Origin of the sequence: Flavonifractor sp. HCP28S3_F3 (genome assembly GCF_052065355.1) — a bacterium.
Taxonomy (GTDB): domain Bacteria; phylum Bacillota; class Clostridia; order Oscillospirales; family Oscillospiraceae; genus Flavonifractor.
In genome coordinates this window covers 323,175-338,345 of record NZ_JBQHUF010000001.1, presented here as the reverse complement: position 1 = coordinate 338,345, position 15,171 = coordinate 323,175, and the positions used below count along the sequence as shown (strand labels likewise).

Here is a 15,171-nt window from a genome sequence, read left to right as displayed (position 1 = left end):
ATGAGCAAGGTACCATCAAAGGGCAAGGTGCTCCCGCAGCTGCTCCAAAAAGAGCTCCGCCGCCTTGGAAAATATCTGAGACTTTTTCCATACCAGATACATCCCCAGCTCCAGCCCCGGCTGCAGAGGCCGGAAGCAGAGATTGCTGCCGGTGGTATTCACCAGTTTATTCAGGGTAAAGGCATAGCCCATCCCCTCGTCTACCATCAACGAGGCGTTATAGATCAAATTGTAGGTAGCCACGGTATGGAGCTCCGCGGGTTCCTTCCGAAGCCAGCGATACAGACCGCTCTTGTTATCCACCTGCCGGGAGAGGATCAGCGGCTTGTCCCACAGGTCCTGGGGTGAAATAGCCTCCTGCTGGGCCAAAGGGCTGTCCCGCCGCATCAGAACACCCCAGGTGTCCTTCATGGGCAGCTCCATATAATGATATTTCGTCTTATCCATATCGCCCAGGAGAATACCGAAGTCCAGAAGTCCCTTGTCCAGACGTTCGCACACATCCACAGCGTCGCCGCTGACGATATGGAAACGGATGCCTGGGCAGCTCATCTGGAGCCGGTTGGCAACCTGAGCGATCTGCCGCACGCCGTCGGTCTCGCCAGTACCGATATAGATATCCCCGCTGACCGTCTCGTCTGACTGCATGATCTCTTTCTCCGTCCGGCCAACCAGTTCCAGGATCTCCTCCGCTCGTTTCCGCAGCAGCATGCCATCCTGAGTGAGAGTGATCTTCCGACTTCCGCGGATCATCAGCTGTTTGCCCAGCTCCTCCTCCAGCTCCCGGAGCTGCCGGGAGAGCGTTGGCTGGGTCAGGTGCAGAGACTGGGCAGCGGCAGAAATATTCTGCTCCCGCGCTACCGCCAGAAAATATTGCAGCACTCTCAATTCCATATTGCCCACCTCCGTTTTGTCTGATGATAGCACAGAATAACTATAGTTTTCAAGCATAGTAAGATATTCTATATAGGCATTTGTTGTCTGTTTTTGGAGGTGCTACAATAGAAGCAGAAACTTTAGAATCGGGAGTATTGTATGGATTTAAACGGATTTCTGGAACATTTAAACAGCGGAAAGCTGGTGCAGGGCGGCGGCGAGGCCCATTTGTTCATGCATGGCGTCAGTCAGGAAGCCCTGCGCATCACAGCTGAAATAAACGGCAGCTACCACATGCCGGAGGAGCTGCGGGCCCTCTTTTCGGAGCTGATCGGGAGGCCGGTGGACGAGTCCTTCGGACTGTTCCCCCCCTTCTATACCGACTGCGGCAAAAACATCCATGTGGGAAAACACGTCTTCATCAATATGGGCTGCAAGTTTCAGGACCAGGGCGGCATTTTCATTGAAGACGGTGCCCTCATCGGACACAACGTGGTACTGGCCACCCTCAATCATGCCATGTCTCCCAAGGACCGGAGCAGCATGATCCCTTCCCCCATCCATATCGGCAAAAACGTCTGGATCGGCTCCAACGCCACGATCCTGCCCGGTGTAACCATTGGCGACGGCGCCATCGTGGCGGCCGGTGCTGTGGTGACCAGGGACGTGCCGGAAAACACCATTGTGGGCGGTGTACCTGCCAGGGTCATGCGCGCCTTAAGCGAGGAGGAACTGCAATGAGCAAAAAGGTTTTGGTGATCTCCACAAGCCCCCGGAAGGGCGGCAACTCCGACCTGCTGGCAGATGAGTTTGTCCGCGGCGCCCGGGAGGCTGGAAACAGTGTGGAGAAGATCACGCTGTATGATAAGACCATCGGATTTTGTAAGGGGTGTCTCGCCTGCCAGCGCACGCTGCGCTGCGTCATCCATGACGATGCCGACGCCATCGCCCAAAGCATGCTGACGGCCGACGTCATTGTCTTTGCCACCCCCATCTATTACTACGGGATGTGCGGCCAGATGAAGACTATGCTGGACCGGGCCAATCCCCTGTTTCCCTCCGATTACCAGTTCCGGGAGATTTATCTGCTGTCTGCGGCTGCGGAGGAAGAGGAACACACGGTGGACGGTGCCATCACTGGCCTGCAGGGCTGGATCGACTGCTTTGAAAAGGCCCGGCTGGCCGGAACGGTGTTTGCCGGAGGTGTGACCTCCGTGGGAGAGATTCAGGGACACCCCGCGCTGCGGAAGGCCTATGAAATGGGCCAAAATGTGTAAGGAGGATAACGCATGAATTCCAGATATAACGGCTACTCCTTTCTCCTGCGGGACACGGTTCGGAGAGAGAAGGTCCGCTTCCACAATCGTTACGGCATCGAACTGGCAGGAGACCTGTATCTGCCCAAGGAGATGACAGATACGCTGGCCGCTGTGGCGGTGGCTGGTCCCTTCGGCGCGGTGAAGGAGCAGTGTGCCGGCTTGTACGCAGAAGAACTGGCCAGCCGAGGCTTTGCAGCGCTGGCTTTTGACCCTTCCTTTATCGGTGAAAGCGGCGGTGAGGTTCGGAATGTAGCTTCTCCCGACATCAATACCGAGGATTTTTCCGCCGCGGTGGACTTTCTCTCCACCAGAGACTTTGTGGACCCGGAGCGGGTCGGTATCCTGGGCATCTGTGGCTGGGGTGGTATGGCCCTGAACGCCGCCGCTATGGATACCCGTATCAAAGCCACCGTCACCTCTACCATGTACGACATGACCCGGGTGAACGCCAAAGGCTACTTTGACGCAGCCGACAGCGCTGATGCCCGGTATGAGACGAAAAAAGCGCTCAATGCCCAGCGGACAGAAGACTACAAAAACGGAAGCTATGCCCGGGCGGGCGGCGTAGTGGACCCGCTGCCCGAGGACGCCCCCTTCTTTGTAAAGGATTACTATGACTACTACAAGACCGATCGCGGCTATACCGAGCGGTCCCTCAATTCCAATGACGGGTGGAACACCACCTCCTCCCTGTCCTTCCTTAACATGCCCATCCTGCGCTACAGCAGCGAGATCCGCAGTGCTGTGCTGATGATCCACGGTGAGAAGGCCCACTCCTGCTACTTCAGTAAGGACGCCTACGCCGATATGGTGAAGGACAGCCCCTACGCCGCCAATAAGGAGCTGCTGATCCTCCCCGGTGCTGTTCACACCGACCTTTATGACCGGAAGGATATTATCCCCTTCGACAAGATCCAGCAGTTCTTCCAGGACCATTTGAAGTAAACATTCTTCGGGAGGAGGGATCACTTTGAGACTACTCTGTATGCTCCTTACTCTCCTGGGTCTCTCTGCCTGTGGCACCGGTGATGCTCCGTCAGTTCCCACTACTCCCACGCCTCAAGCGGCAGTATCAGAACAACCGGCCACACCCAGTCAGGAGGAAGCCACATTGAAAATCACGGTAGGAGACTACGAGCTGACCGCTACTTTTGCGGACAACAGCTCAGCCGATGAATTCCGAGAATTGCTGGCACAGGGCCCGGTAACTGTTGAGATGGCCGACTACGGCGGCTTTGAAAAGGTGGGTTCCCTGGGTACTACCCTGACCCGGAACGATCAGCAGATCACCACGGAGCCCGGTGACGTGATTCTTTATCAAGGCACTCAGATCACCATCTACTACGGTACAAATTCCTGGAACTTTACCCGGCTTGCCAAGATCGATGACCCTACCGACCTGAAAGCAAAGCTGGGCAACGGCACTGTCCAGGTCACATTTTCTCTCGCATAGGAGGTATTTCATATGGCAGTGAAGCAAACAGCAGGCAGAGATGCTCTGGGTGAATTTGCTCCCAAATTTGCAGAACTGAATGACGATGTTTTGTTCGGCCAGGTATGGAGCCGGGAGGACAAGCTGTCCCTGCGGGACCGCTCTCTGGTCACAGTAGTGGCCCTGATGGCGCAGGGGCTGGTGGATAGCTCCTTTCAGTACCATTTGAGCACCGCTAAGCAGAACGGTATCACCCGGCAGGAGATCGCGGAGATCCTGACCCATGCAGCCTTTTACGCCGGCTGGCCCAAGGCCTGGGCAGCCTTCCGCATGGCCAAGGAAGTCTGGGCTGAGGACGCCGCCGAGGACAGTAAGACCCGTCATCAACAGGAGATGGTCTTCCCTATCGGGTCGCCCAACGACGGTTTTGCACAGTACTTTATAGGTCAGAGCTATCTGTACCCTCTCTCTACCGATCAGGTTGGGGTATACAATGTCACCTTCGAGCCCGGCTGCCGCAACAATTGGCACATCCATCACGCCGACCAGGGCGGTGGCCAGATGCTGATCTGCGTGGCCGGCAGAGGCTACTATCAGGAGTGGGGTCAGGAGCCCCGGGAACTGCATCCCGGCGATGTGGTCAACATTCCCACCGGCGTGAAGCACTGGCACGGTGCCGCCCCGGACAGTTGGTTCTCCCACCTGGCTTTGGAGGTCCCTGGCGTGAACTGTTCCAACCAGTGGCTGGAAGCTGTTACCGACGATGTGTACGGTAAGCTGAACTAAGCAACTGTGAAAAAGCAGCCCCATCTGTGTAACAGATGGGGCTGCTTTATTTTTCTCCCGTCAAACATACACGCTTTACAGCCTGAACAAACCGCTCTACATCGGAAGGGGGATCCAGCGCATAGAGCAGGCCGTATGGAATGGCGTAGTCCCAATTCACCGGGATGGAAACCAGCCCTGGGTGGACATCCTGCCAACACTCCAGGGTCAGCAGCAGGTTTCCCGTCTCCGCACAGCGGTTGAAAACGGACATGTCATAAAAGTACGGCGTGTCCTCCAACCGAATCTGCGGATGTTTGGCGCGCAAATCCGCTCGCAGTTGGTCGTTGAGCCCTGAATCCCCCTCCTTTACCATCATCAGCGTCTGGCCATACAGATCGGCAACTTCCAGCCGCTCCTTACCGGCCAAAGGATGCTCCCGCCTGACTGCCACCATTGCTCGATACATTCCCAGAGGCAGCATCCGGCACTGATCCAGCCAGGCACGAGAATTGCAAACACCCACCAGAAAATCAAACTTCTCCCCCAGCTGGCCAATCTCCCGCAAAATGCCCCGATGCTCATCCTCAAAGGGGACCAAATGCAGTTTATAGCCGGGGAATTCCCGGCTTACCAGGTACCACAGGTCCATAAAGGGCTTGGCCGGATTTAAAAGTGAAGTACCCACGCAGAAGGTGGTATCCGCAGCCTCAGAGGCGGCCCGGGCGTTAGCCAGGGACCGCTGCACATAATCGGACAGAAATTTGCCGTCCCTCCGGATCACTTCTCCCGCCGGTGTAAGATGCACCCCCTGGGGCGTGCGCTCCAGCAGCTTTAGCTCCAAATGGGATTCCAGCGCGTCAATCTGCTTCATCACCGCTGTGGGAGAGATATACAGCTGTTTGGAGGCTTTGGTAAAGCTTCCACAGTCAGCAACTGTTAGGAAGGTCATCAGAAATGGATTGAGCATGCTCTCCCTCCTATAAACTATTTATTAATACTATGCTAACAGATCTGAGATTCCCAGTCAATGAATGGGCTGTTAAAATAAGAACCCAAGGAGGGATTAACTATGGCAATTCTCATTGCTTATTTTTCAAGAGCCGATGAAAACTATGTAAGCGGCGCGCTAAAAAGCCTAGAAATCGGCAACACTCAGGTTGTCGCCAGCATGATACAAAAGTTTACATGCGGAGAGCTGTTTCACATTCTGCCTGCCAAGCCCTACGCCAAAGATTACAACACCTGTATCGCCCAGGCGCAGGAAGACCAGCGCCGAAATGCCCGGCCGGAGCTGACTGCATGGCCGGAACATTGGGAGGACTGCGATACCGTTTACCTGGGATACCCCAATTACTGGGGCACCATGCCCATGGCGGTATTTACCTTCCTGGAGGGGTTGGATTTTACCGGGAAGACAATCCTTCCCTTCTGTACCCACGAGGGCAGCGGTCTGGGCCGCAGCGAAGAGGACATTCGTCGTCTGTGTCCGAGAGCAGTGGTCAAGCCGGGCCTCGCAATTGTGGGCGCCCGGGCGGGACAATCGGAAAACGTCCTGCGGGCCTGGCTGGGCAGCAACGGAAAAACAATTTGCACATCAGAACAGGAGGAATGGGTATGAACAACGTAACACTGAACAACGGAGTAAAAATGCCTCAGTTGGGCTATGGTGTGTACCAGGTAAATGCCGCCGAAACGGAGCGCTGTGTGTCCGACGCCATCCGGGTAGGTTATCGCTCTATTGACACAGCCCAGGCTTATGGCAATGAGGCAGGCGTTGGTGCAGCATGGCGGAAAAGCGGCCTGCCCCGGGACGAGTTGTTCCTCACCACCAAGGTATGGATCACTAACGCCGGAGAGGAAAAAGCCGCAGCTTCCATCGACGCCTCGCTGAAGGCCTTGCAGACCGACTATGTGGACTTGCTGCTCATCCACCAACCTTTCGGTGACTACTACGGCACCTATCGAGCCATGGAGGCGGCCTATCGGGCCGGTAAAGCCAGAGCTATCGGAGTGAGCAATTTCTATCCGGATCGCTTTATTGACCTGGCAAACTTCTGCCAAATCGTTCCCGCGGTGAATCAGGTGGAAACCCATGTGTTCCAGCAGCAGAAGACCGCCCAAAAGGTACTGAGTCGATATGGGACCCAGATTGAGTCCTGGGGACCCTTTGCCGAGGGCAGAAATGGTATGTTCGCCAATCCTGTGCTCCGGGAGATTGGCGCAAAATACGGCAAATCTGTAGCCCAGACCGCACTGCGCTTTCTGATCCAGAATGGTGTAGTGGTCATTCCCAAGTCCACCCACGTAGAACGCATGGAGGAGAACTTCAATATCTTTGACTTCGAACTGACTGATGCGGACATGGCAGCCATCTCCGCTCTGGACACCGCCGAAAGTGCGTTCTTCTCCCACTATGACCCCGATACCGTGGAATGGTTCATGACCCTGGCAAAGTAAGACCATATTGAGCCAGAGGGCGGAAGCCGCGTCGGCGGTTTCCGCCCTCTGCATATCCACATGTCTTTTATAAAGTTTTATAAAGGTTCTCGATTCTTCAAGTAAAAGGCTACCTGACTGCTTACCGGCTGTGGTATAATAAATGCCCCACATTTTTCCCCAATATCATCCCTAACGCTGACAGGCAGAAAGGAATTTATGATCGAGATCGAAGGAAAATTTAATCAGGCTAAGATTTTTACCGACGTGGTGGACAGCGCCTCCATTGCACAGGTGCAGGAGCTGTGCAACCAGGAATTTGCAGCGGGCAGCCGTATTCGGCTGATGCCCGACATCCATGCCGGAGCAGGCTGCACCATCGGCACCACCATGACCATCACCGACAAGGTGGTGCCCAATCTGGTGGGCGTAGATATTGGATGCGGTATGGAGACCATCCGCATCCGGGAATCCCGTCTGGAATTGCAGAAGCTGGACAAGCTGATCTATGAAAAGATCCCCTCCGGCTTCTCCATTCGGGACAAAGCCCATAAGTACCTGAGCCAAATCGATCTGGGCCAGCTGTGCTGTGCCCGCCATGTTGACCTTCCACGCGCAGAGAAAAGTATCGGTACGCTGGGCGGCGGCAATCATTTTATCGAAGCGGATAAGGATGACGAAGGTAATCTCTATATCGTGGTCCATTCCGGCAGCCGCCACCTAGGCGTGGAGGTAGCCAGCTATTATCAGGAGGCAGGCTACAAGGTGCTCAACCGCACCGACGATGCCTCGCTCCAGGCTCTGGTCGCCCAGATGAAAGCGGAAGGCCGGGAGAAGGAAATTCAGAAAGCGCTGAAGAAACTGAAAAATCTCAAGCAGACCAGTATCCCCAAGACTCTTGCCTATGTGTCTGGAGAACTGTTCGAACAGTATATCCACGACATGAAGATTGTCCAGCAATTTGCCATGCTGAACCGTCAGGCCATGATGGACGAGATCGTCAAAGGCATGAAGCTCCATGTGGAGGAACAGTTTACCACCATCCACAACTATATCGATACAGACAGCATGATTCTGAGGAAGGGAGCCGTCTCTGCCCGGGCAGGCGAACAGCTGCTGATTCCCATCAATATGCGGGACGGCAGCCTGCTCTGCGTGGGCAAGGGAAATGAAGATTGGAACTACTCTGCTCCCCACGGAGCGGGCCGCCTGATGAGCCGGGCTGATGCCAAGCAGTCCTTTACGGTGTCTGAGTTTAAAAAGCAGATGTCAGAGATCTATACCACCTCGGTGAGCAAGGCTACCTTGGACGAGTGTCCCATGGCCTACAAGGGTATGCAGGATATTCTGGATAACATCGGTCCTACGGCAGAAGTGGTGAAAATTATCCGGCCCATCTATAATTTCAAAGCCGGAGACGAGGATTGAGCCAGTCTCCATCCTGACATGTACAAAAACCGCCCGTTTGCAGCACTGCAAACGGGCGGTTTTTTCATATCTTTCGGCCGGGGAAAATCTTGTTGGGTGCGTAGCCCACATACCGCTTATAAACTTTATTGAAATACTTATAGTCGGAAAAGCCAACCAGCTCCGCAATCTCATACATCTTGTAAGTCCCCCGCTTCTGAAGCTCCACCGCCTTACTGATCCGATAGTAGTTCAAGAAGTCATGGAAGGTATAGCCGGTCTCTGCCTTGAATTTGGCGTTCAGGTGGGTGCAGGAGATGTTCAGTTCCTGGCTCAGATCGGTCAGAGAGATCCGCTCAGCATAGTGTTCCTGGATGTACTGGAGCATGGCAGCGGCATACTTGTTGCCCATGGCCGCCGGGTCCAGATCAGGTGCCAGTTCGATCTGGGGCGTGTCCATCGCCTTTCCCTCCTGCCGGCGGCGGGCGATCTGCTGGAGACAGGCCTTCAGCTCGTTGAGGTCCACCGGTTTGAGCAGATATTCCGATACTCCCAGGTGAATGGCCTGCTTGGCGTACTCAAACTCACTGTAGCCCGTAATGATGATGGACTCAAACTCGCATTCCCGCCTGCCAGCCGCCAGCATCTCCAAACCGTCCATGTCCGGCATGCGGATATCTGTGATCACGATATCCGGCCTGAGCGCCCGGATCTGCTCCAGCCCCTCTTTCCCGGTGGCTGCGTCTCCCGCCACCACACAGCCTACCTCCGTCCAGTCCATCTGGAACTGCAGCCCCCGCCGGATCAGGTTTTCATCTTCCACCAATAAGACCTTCAGCATGCTTCCATCTCCACTTCATAGGGCATGGTCAGGGTCACCGTGGTTCCCTGGCCCGGCGTGCTCTCTATGGTAAGGCCGTAGTCCGGACCGTACATCAGCTCTACCACCTTCTGGATATTGTACAGCCCGATATGCTTAATGTACTCGCTGTTGAGTTCCATGGTAAAGCTCTCCCGGATGGCGGCCAGGCGGTCTGCATCGATCCCCTTGCCGTTGTCCCGCACCACAAAGCGCAGATCATCGCCTATCCGCTCCACCTGTACCACGATCTCCAGAATCTTCCCCTGCTGATAGCCGTGCTTGATGCTGTTTTCAATCACAGGCTGGAGCAGGAGCTTGGGCACCTGGCACTCCAGCAGCTGATCCGGGATAATAAATTCATAGCGCAGGCAATTGTTGTACCGCACCTTCTGCAGCAGCAGGTAATCGTTGACGTACTCCACGTCGGTCTCCAAAGATACCTTGGTGTGGCCGTAATTGATGCTGTACCGCATCAGGTTGGCAAAGGACATCAGCATCTCTGAAGCGGCCTCCGGGTCCTCCGGGATCTGATAGCGTACCATTTCCATCACATTGAACACAAAATGGGGGTTGAACTGCTCCTCCAGCTGCTTGATCTCCATCTGACGCCGCCGGTCCTGCAGCTCACTGTTGTATCGAATCAGTTCCCGCAGGTGGAGGGTAATACGCCGGAACTGCGTATAAAGCCGCTGGGATTCCTCCGAACATTGGGGAGACAGCTCATAGAGTTCACTGCTCTTGTCCAATTCCTCCACCGCCCGGGTCAGTTCTCCCAGCTCCCGGGCATTCTGACGGGCAAATGCCCGAGTCATCAGTACCACCATCGCCGCCAGGATCAGCAGCAGAAGGAAGAACAGGAACACTCCGTACCACAGAGCCTGGATATGGACTGCCAGAGAGGTGAGCGTATACAGCCGCAGTCCCTGAGGCGTAACGGTGGAGGTTGCAATATAGTAGTACTCGCCGCTGATCTCCTGGATCCCGTTGCTGCTCATCCCCAGGGCGTATTTGCCGGGAGGCAGCTTATCCTCCGGGTCATCCTCCAGGTCCATAGTGGTATAGACGATATTGTCGTACCGGTCAGTGAGAAGCACCTCCTGGGGTACCGCCCGGAATTGTCTGTGGAAGGATTCCGCCCGCAGATTGAAAAACAGATACCCGATCCTTCTACCGTCTTCTCCCTGGATGCTCCGGCAGAAGGAGTAGCTGCACATCTGCTCGCTGGTCAGCGGCACGTCGCAGATAAAGCACAGGGGCTCTCCCGGAGATTTGTCCAGCCGTTCCCGCATCCCGGAAATGAGAGCTGCGTCGGTAAAGCTCTCCTGATTCCGCTCATTGAAGTTGGAACAGACCGGCTCCCCTATCTCGTCCAGCAACACAAAATAAGCCTTGAACTCCTGGGCATTGACAAATTGGTACAGCTGCTGGTTGGCCGCCGTACGGCTGGCTCCGCTTCTGTCCAGCAGCGCGTTTTGGATCTCCGGCCGGTTGGACAGCTCCTCTAGGCCGGTCTCATAAGCAGCATACTGAGCACTCAGATGTCCGGCAAGGCTCTGGTTGCTCTCCCGGCAGCCGCCTACCACCACCGTGGCAAAGTTAATCGCCATCCCGCCTGCCATCAGGATCAGGACAGCTACGATCATGATGCTGATATAGCCCATAAAAGACCTGCGGAGCAGATCCTGAAATTTCACTCTGCGCACTCTGCCCTCTCCCCCGTCCCAGCACTGTCGTTTGTTTTATTGTATCATGTCCGCTGGATTTTTTCACCCTCGGTAATAAAAACGGCGCACCCTCGGGGAGTGCGCCGTTTCCCGCTTTTAGACGCTCAGATCCTTGCTGCCCGAGACCTTGAAGAAGATCAGCAGGGAGAGGATAGAGGTCAGGGTCAGGATGGTGGAATAGGCCGCAGCATTTCCGAAGTTGCTGCGGATAACTTCGGAGTAAATGGCCACAGTCAGGGTCATGGTGCGGCTGGTGTAGAGGATCACCGACGAGCTCAGCTCGCTGATCAGGGTAATCCAGCTCATGATAGCCCCCGACAGCACACCGGGCAGCATCATGGGGATGGTGATCTGAAGAAATGTCTTGACCTGGGAAGCTCCCAGGCTGATAGCCGCCTCCTCGATGCTGGGACTGATCTGACCGATGATAGCCGTACTGGAGCGGATGGTGTAGGGCATCCGCCGGATGGAGAGGGATACGACTATGATGATCGCGGTACCACCCAGCAGGAAGGGCGGTCCGTTGAAGGCATACAGGAACGAGATACCCAGGACGGAGCCGGGAATGATATATGGGAACATCGTGAGTACGTCCAGCACGGAGGTCAGCGGGCTGTGCTTGCGCACACTGAGGTAGGAGATCAGGATACCACAGATCACCACCACCACAATGGCCTCCAGGCCGAAGAGGTAGGTGTTGGTGATGGCGCTGGTGTTCGCCTTTTCAAAGATGTTCCGGTAGTTGTCCAGGGTGAATTCCCCGGTAAACAAAGAGCCGTTTATGGTTCCGATAAAAGAGGTTACGATTACAGTCAGCTGGGGCAGCGCGGCCACGAAGGTGATGATGTAGACCACCGCATAGGATGCCACCTTGCGCCAGCCTGTGGCCCGGCGCATCTCCATGGGCTTGAGGGCGGTCATGGAATAGGTGAACCGGCGGCCCAGAATCTTCTGGAGGAAGAAGAACATCAGGGCGATGATGATAACGATGATACACATGGTGGCCGCAAAGCCATCGTTGGTGCCTACCTCGCCCATAAACTGGGTATAGAGCATGACGGGGAAGGTCTTATAGCCCTCGCCGATGATCATAGGTGTACCGAAGTCGGAGAACACCCGCATGAACACCAGCAGCATACCCGCCAGCAGAGAGGGCATTACCAGAGGGAAGATCACCTTGGTCACACGCTGGAAGGCATTGCAGCCCAAACTCTCTGCCGCCTCATTCAGGGAGTTGTCCAGATTCTTCAGCGCGCCGGAAACATACATGTAGATCAGTGGGAAAGACTGCAGGGAAAATACCAGAACGATCCCAGGAAAACCGTAGATGCCCTTCAGCTCCACATGGAAAATGGCGTTCAGGATCCGGGTGATGAAGCCGTTGCGGCCCAGCAGCTGAATCCAGGAGTAGGCGCCGATAAAGGGGGGTGACAGGTAGGAGATAACGATCAGGATATTCAGCAGTCCGGAAAAGGGGATTTTGATGCTCCGGAGCAAATAAGCCATAGGCAGGCCGATGAGCACGGCCACCGCGGTGGACGCAATGGTCACCTTAAAGCTGTTCACCAAGGTACTCCAATAATACTTCTTGGTAAAGAATTTTACAAAATAGCTCAGATCCACTGATCCGCCGGTAAACAGGCTCTTGGTCAGCAGCATCCCGATGGGATAGATCACGAAGAGCAGGAACAGCGCCAGGAGGATCAGGGTCAGTACGGTCCAGATATTGAACCGCTTCTCTCCCGCATACCTCATAGCAATTCCTCCCGTACCACCAAAGGCTCGTTTCCATCCGGCGTAAATACGTTGATCTTCTTCGCCTTGGCTGTCAGCCGGACCTGGGTGCCATTGGGTATGATCTCCCACATATCAGAGTTCTGCACGGCCTCTACCTCCTGCCCGCTCTGCAGCTTAAGGAAATAGTGGGTAGAGGATCCAAGGAATACACTGCTCTGCACGGTGGCCGGAATGCCTGTGCTCCCCTGCTGAGACAGCTCAAACTCCTCCGGGCGGATGGCCACCAGCACCTCCATGCCGTCCGCCGCATCCTTCCGCAGATTGGACATAGGAACCACATAAGAGGGCTCGTCCTGGAAGGACAGACAGGTCTGTTCCCCTTCTATCCTGATCCTGGCCTTCAGGAAGTTGGACAGGCCGATAAAGTTGGAGACAAACTGATTCACCGGACGCTGATAGATGCGGGAAGGCGCGTCGATCTGCTGGATCACACCGTTGTTCATGACGGCGATCCGGTCTGAGACCGCCAGAGCCTCCTCCTGGTCGTGGGTAACGTAGACGGTGGTGATGCCGAACTGCTGCTGGATCCGCTTGATGGCGTTGCGCATCTCCACCCGCAGCTTGGCGTCCAGGTTGGAGAGAGGCTCGTCCATCAGCAACACCTCCGGCTCGATGACGATAGCACGGGCCAGCGCCACCCGCTGCTGCTGACCGCCGGACAGCTTGGCGGGCATCCGGTCCTTCAGATGATCGATCTTGACCACCTTCAGGATCCTATCCACCCGCTCCTGGATCTCGTTTTTGGGGATCTTACGGTTTTTCAGGCCAAAGGCCACGTTGTCAAAAACCGACATATGTGGGAACACCGCATAGTTCTGAAAGACCATGCCGATATTCCGCTTGTTCGTGGGGATGTCGTTAATCACACGGTCGTTGATCCGAAATGTCCCGCCTTCAATGGAGTTGAAGCCGATGATCATGCGCAGCAAGGTAGTCTTGCCGCATCCGGAAGGCCCGAGCAGTGTGAAGAACTCTCCCGGCTTCACCTCCAGAGAAAGTCCGTTGATGATGGTATCATTTCCGTACCGTTTGACGGCATTTTCAATCGTAATCGTGGCACCCATAACAGGCTCACCCTCCTCTTGCCTTCGGTTGTGAATAAGGGGGGCCTGCGATGTAAGACCGCAGGCCCGCTCCTTGCTTAATGTTTGGCTTTGCCGGATCAGCTGGCGTTCTCCAGGCACTCGCTGTACCGCTCGGTAATGGTGCCCTTGTTCTCCGCCACCCAAACGCCGTCATAGCTCTCCAGCGGGGTGATGGAATCCCAGGGGATCAGGCTGTCGTTCATGGTGGCACCCTCCCGCAGGGGACGCACCGTCAGGTTCTGGCCCACATAGTTCTGGCAGGCCTCGCTCAGCATGTAATCCACAAACTTCTTGGCGTTCTCCATATGGGGTGCACCCTTGATGATGGAGACGCACTGGCCGGACATGAGGGCGCCTTCCTCAGGGAAAACCACCTTCACGGCCACGCCGTCCCGCACATAGGCGGCGGCAGGATCTTCCCAGGTCAGACCCACAACGTACTCCCCTTCGGCTACGCCCTTATAAACCTGAGAGGAGCTGTTCAGGCTGACGCCGTCCAGATTGTTCACCAGAGCCTGGGCCCACTCCCACGCCTCGTCGGACAGAGGATCCCCGTTGCCCATGTCATACAGGCCCGCGATCAGGCACTGGAAGGCAGAGCTGGAGTTGATGGGGTCACCGGCGGCAATCTTGCCCTTCAGTTCCGGATTCAGCAGGTCTTCAAAGCCGTTGATCTCGATGTCGCCCGCCAAGTCCGTGTTCACAATAAATACTGTGGGGTCGCAGAAGGCCGGAGAGGAGTAGCCGCTGGTGTTCTTGTAGCCCTCCATCATGTTGGCGTCCTCGGGAGAGACATAGGGCTCAAAGCAGTCAGCGTAATCCTTGAGCATAGCCTCGTCAGCCGCCCAGCAGATATCGCCCTGGGGATTGGCCGCCTCGGACTGCACACGCTTGAGCACCTCGCCGGTACCGCCGGTCACTACTTCCACGTGGATCCCGGTATCCGCCTCAAAATTCCCGATAACTGCGTTGTTCAGGCTTTCGCTTCTGGCGGTATAGACCACCAAGGTCTCCTCACCGCCGGACCCGCCCGGCTGACCGGAATTCTCTCCGCTCGGGGTGTCCCCGCTGCCGCATCCGGAAAAAAGTCCCACTAAAAGCGCAGCGGTCATGGCAAGAGCTAGCTTCTTTTTCATAGTAAAACCTCCTAAATTTCTTTTCCTTTCCCGTGGTTTCATTATATACTTTTCCTTTTTTAAGTAAATCCTAAAAAAAGCACCTTTAGTTGTAATATTTAAAACTCCCCGGTTTTCTTTTTTGCCACCCTTCCCTTTCGGATCCCGCACTTCACAATAACAAAACGCCTGCTCCATCACAGCGGAGCAGGCGTTTTCAAATTTTCTATGGAGGACATTTCTCACACTGCACAAAGTTCTTACAAGAACTAATTGACAAATTGGTTTACTCGATATAAACTGCAATCAAAGAGGTTTACACCGAGTAAACTTCAGCTTCATACAATGGG

At 55.3% G+C, this 15,171-nt stretch carries 15 protein-coding genes; 8 read left to right on the top strand and 7 right to left on the bottom strand.

Going from position 1 to position 15,171, the window contains the following annotated elements; genetic code table 11:
- Window positions 1-15 precede the first annotated feature (15 nt).
- Window positions 16-894: a LysR family transcriptional regulator gene (locus ACTNB1_RS01690; protein WP_441167544.1), complete on the bottom strand. Its 879-nt coding sequence runs from the start codon at window positions 892-894 to the stop codon at window positions 16-18.
- A 141-nt stretch (window positions 895-1,035) separates the two neighbouring features.
- Here ACTNB1_RS01690 and ACTNB1_RS01685 point away from each other — a divergent pair, with 141 nt between their 5' ends.
- The 5 genes from ACTNB1_RS01685 (at window position 1,036) to ACTNB1_RS01665 (ending at window position 4,413) form a co-directional block, all read left to right on the top strand.
- Window positions 1,036-1,617 (top strand): sugar O-acetyltransferase, encoded by a 582-nt coding sequence (locus tag ACTNB1_RS01685; RefSeq protein WP_441167543.1) that lies wholly within the window; start codon window positions 1,036-1,038, stop codon window positions 1,615-1,617.
- Window positions 1,614-2,153, top strand: a complete 540-nt coding sequence (locus ACTNB1_RS01680; protein WP_441167542.1) for a flavodoxin family protein — start codon at window positions 1,614-1,616, stop codon at window positions 2,151-2,153. The genes ACTNB1_RS01685 and ACTNB1_RS01680 overlap by 4 nt, the downstream gene beginning before the upstream one ends.
- A gap of 12 nt (window positions 2,154-2,165) precedes the next feature.
- On the top strand, window positions 2,166-3,140 hold the full coding sequence (locus tag ACTNB1_RS01675; protein ID WP_441167541.1) for an alpha/beta hydrolase: 975 nt from the start codon (window positions 2,166-2,168) through the stop codon (window positions 3,138-3,140).
- A 166-nt stretch (window positions 3,141-3,306) separates the two neighbouring features.
- Window positions 3,307-3,648: a cyclophilin-like fold protein gene (locus ACTNB1_RS01670; RefSeq protein ID WP_441167540.1), complete on the top strand. Its 342-nt coding sequence runs from the start codon at window positions 3,307-3,309 to the stop codon at window positions 3,646-3,648.
- A 12-nt stretch (window positions 3,649-3,660) separates the two neighbouring features.
- Complete coding sequence (locus ACTNB1_RS01665) at window positions 3,661-4,413, top strand: carboxymuconolactone decarboxylase family protein (protein ID WP_441167539.1); 753 nt, start codon at window positions 3,661-3,663, stop codon at window positions 4,411-4,413.
- A 46-nt stretch (window positions 4,414-4,459) separates the two neighbouring features.
- Here ACTNB1_RS01665 and ACTNB1_RS01660 read toward each other — a convergent pair whose 3' ends face one another.
- The gene (locus ACTNB1_RS01660) at window positions 4,460-5,362 is read right to left on the bottom strand and encodes a LysR family transcriptional regulator (protein ID WP_441167538.1); all 903 of its coding nucleotides are present in this window, start codon (window positions 5,360-5,362) and stop codon (window positions 4,460-4,462) included.
- A gap of 102 nt (window positions 5,363-5,464) precedes the next feature.
- Here ACTNB1_RS01660 and ACTNB1_RS01655 point away from each other — a divergent pair, with 102 nt between their 5' ends.
- The 3 genes from ACTNB1_RS01655 to ACTNB1_RS01645 all read left to right on the top strand — a co-directional run bounded on the left by ACTNB1_RS01655 (window position 5,465) and on the right by ACTNB1_RS01645 (window position 8,259).
- On the top strand, window positions 5,465-6,013 hold the full coding sequence (locus ACTNB1_RS01655) for a flavodoxin (protein WP_441167537.1): 549 nt from the start codon (window positions 5,465-5,467) through the stop codon (window positions 6,011-6,013).
- Window positions 6,010-6,852: an aldo/keto reductase gene (locus ACTNB1_RS01650; RefSeq protein ID WP_441167536.1), complete on the top strand. Its 843-nt coding sequence runs from the start codon at window positions 6,010-6,012 to the stop codon at window positions 6,850-6,852. Before ACTNB1_RS01655 ends, ACTNB1_RS01650 begins: the two co-directional genes overlap by 4 nt.
- A 198-nt stretch (window positions 6,853-7,050) precedes the next feature.
- A complete protein-coding gene (locus ACTNB1_RS01645) occupies window positions 7,051-8,259 on the top strand; it encodes an RtcB family protein (RefSeq protein ID WP_441167535.1) in 1,209 nt (402 codons plus the stop codon).
- Between the two features lie 64 nt (window positions 8,260-8,323).
- On the opposite strand, the gene ACTNB1_RS01640 is transcribed toward ACTNB1_RS01645, so the two are convergent.
- From ACTNB1_RS01640 to ACTNB1_RS01620, 5 genes are all read right to left on the bottom strand, one after another.
- Complete coding sequence (locus ACTNB1_RS01640) at window positions 8,324-9,079, bottom strand: response regulator transcription factor (RefSeq protein ID WP_441167534.1); 756 nt, start codon at window positions 9,077-9,079, stop codon at window positions 8,324-8,326.
- Window positions 9,073-10,803 (bottom strand): cache domain-containing sensor histidine kinase, encoded by a 1,731-nt coding sequence (locus tag ACTNB1_RS01635; protein ID WP_441167533.1) that lies wholly within the window; start codon window positions 10,801-10,803, stop codon window positions 9,073-9,075. Before ACTNB1_RS01635 ends, ACTNB1_RS01640 begins: the two co-directional genes overlap by 7 nt.
- 117 nt (window positions 10,804-10,920) lie before the next feature.
- Window positions 10,921-12,579: an ABC transporter permease gene (locus ACTNB1_RS01630; protein ID WP_441167532.1), complete on the bottom strand. Its 1,659-nt coding sequence runs from the start codon at window positions 12,577-12,579 to the stop codon at window positions 10,921-10,923.
- Entirely contained in the window at window positions 12,576-13,685 is a 1,110-nt protein-coding gene (locus ACTNB1_RS01625; RefSeq protein WP_441167531.1) for an ABC transporter ATP-binding protein, read from the bottom strand. Before ACTNB1_RS01625 ends, ACTNB1_RS01630 begins: the two co-directional genes overlap by 4 nt.
- Before the next feature lie 98 nt (window positions 13,686-13,783).
- A complete protein-coding gene (locus ACTNB1_RS01620; RefSeq protein ID WP_441167530.1) occupies window positions 13,784-14,842 on the bottom strand; it encodes an extracellular solute-binding protein in 1,059 nt (352 codons plus the stop codon).
- Between the last annotated feature and the right edge of the window lie 329 nt (window positions 14,843-15,171).

Coding starts and splice junctions, on each gene's coding strand:
- ACTNB1_RS01655 (WP_441167537.1), top strand. CDS start 5,465: ATGGCAATTCTCATTGCTTATTTTTCAAGAGCCGATGAAAACTATGTA.
- ACTNB1_RS01665 (WP_441167539.1), top strand. CDS start 3,661: ATGGCAGTGAAGCAAACAGCAGGCAGAGATGCTCTGGGTGAATTTGCT.
- ACTNB1_RS01650 (WP_441167536.1), top strand. CDS start 6,010: ATGAACAACGTAACACTGAACAACGGAGTAAAAATGCCTCAGTTGGGC.
- ACTNB1_RS01675 (WP_441167541.1), top strand. CDS start 2,166: ATGAATTCCAGATATAACGGCTACTCCTTTCTCCTGCGGGACACGGTT.
- ACTNB1_RS01685 (WP_441167543.1), top strand. CDS start 1,036: ATGGATTTAAACGGATTTCTGGAACATTTAAACAGCGGAAAGCTGGTG.
- ACTNB1_RS01625 (WP_441167531.1), bottom strand. CDS start 13,685: ATGGGTGCCACGATTACGATTGAAAATGCCGTCAAACGGTACGGAAAT.
- ACTNB1_RS01645 (WP_441167535.1), top strand. CDS start 7,051: ATGATCGAGATCGAAGGAAAATTTAATCAGGCTAAGATTTTTACCGAC.
- ACTNB1_RS01690 (WP_441167544.1), bottom strand. CDS start 894: ATGGAATTGAGAGTGCTGCAATATTTTCTGGCGGTAGCGCGGGAGCAG.
- ACTNB1_RS01630 (WP_441167532.1), bottom strand. CDS start 12,579: ATGAGGTATGCGGGAGAGAAGCGGTTCAATATCTGGACCGTACTGACC.
- ACTNB1_RS01640 (WP_441167534.1), bottom strand. CDS start 9,079: ATGCTGAAGGTCTTATTGGTGGAAGATGAAAACCTGATCCGGCGGGGG.
- ACTNB1_RS01680 (WP_441167542.1), top strand. CDS start 1,614: ATGAGCAAAAAGGTTTTGGTGATCTCCACAAGCCCCCGGAAGGGCGGC.
- ACTNB1_RS01620 (WP_441167530.1), bottom strand. CDS start 14,842: ATGAAAAAGAAGCTAGCTCTTGCCATGACCGCTGCGCTTTTAGTGGGA.
- ACTNB1_RS01660 (WP_441167538.1), bottom strand. CDS start 5,362: ATGCTCAATCCATTTCTGATGACCTTCCTAACAGTTGCTGACTGTGGA.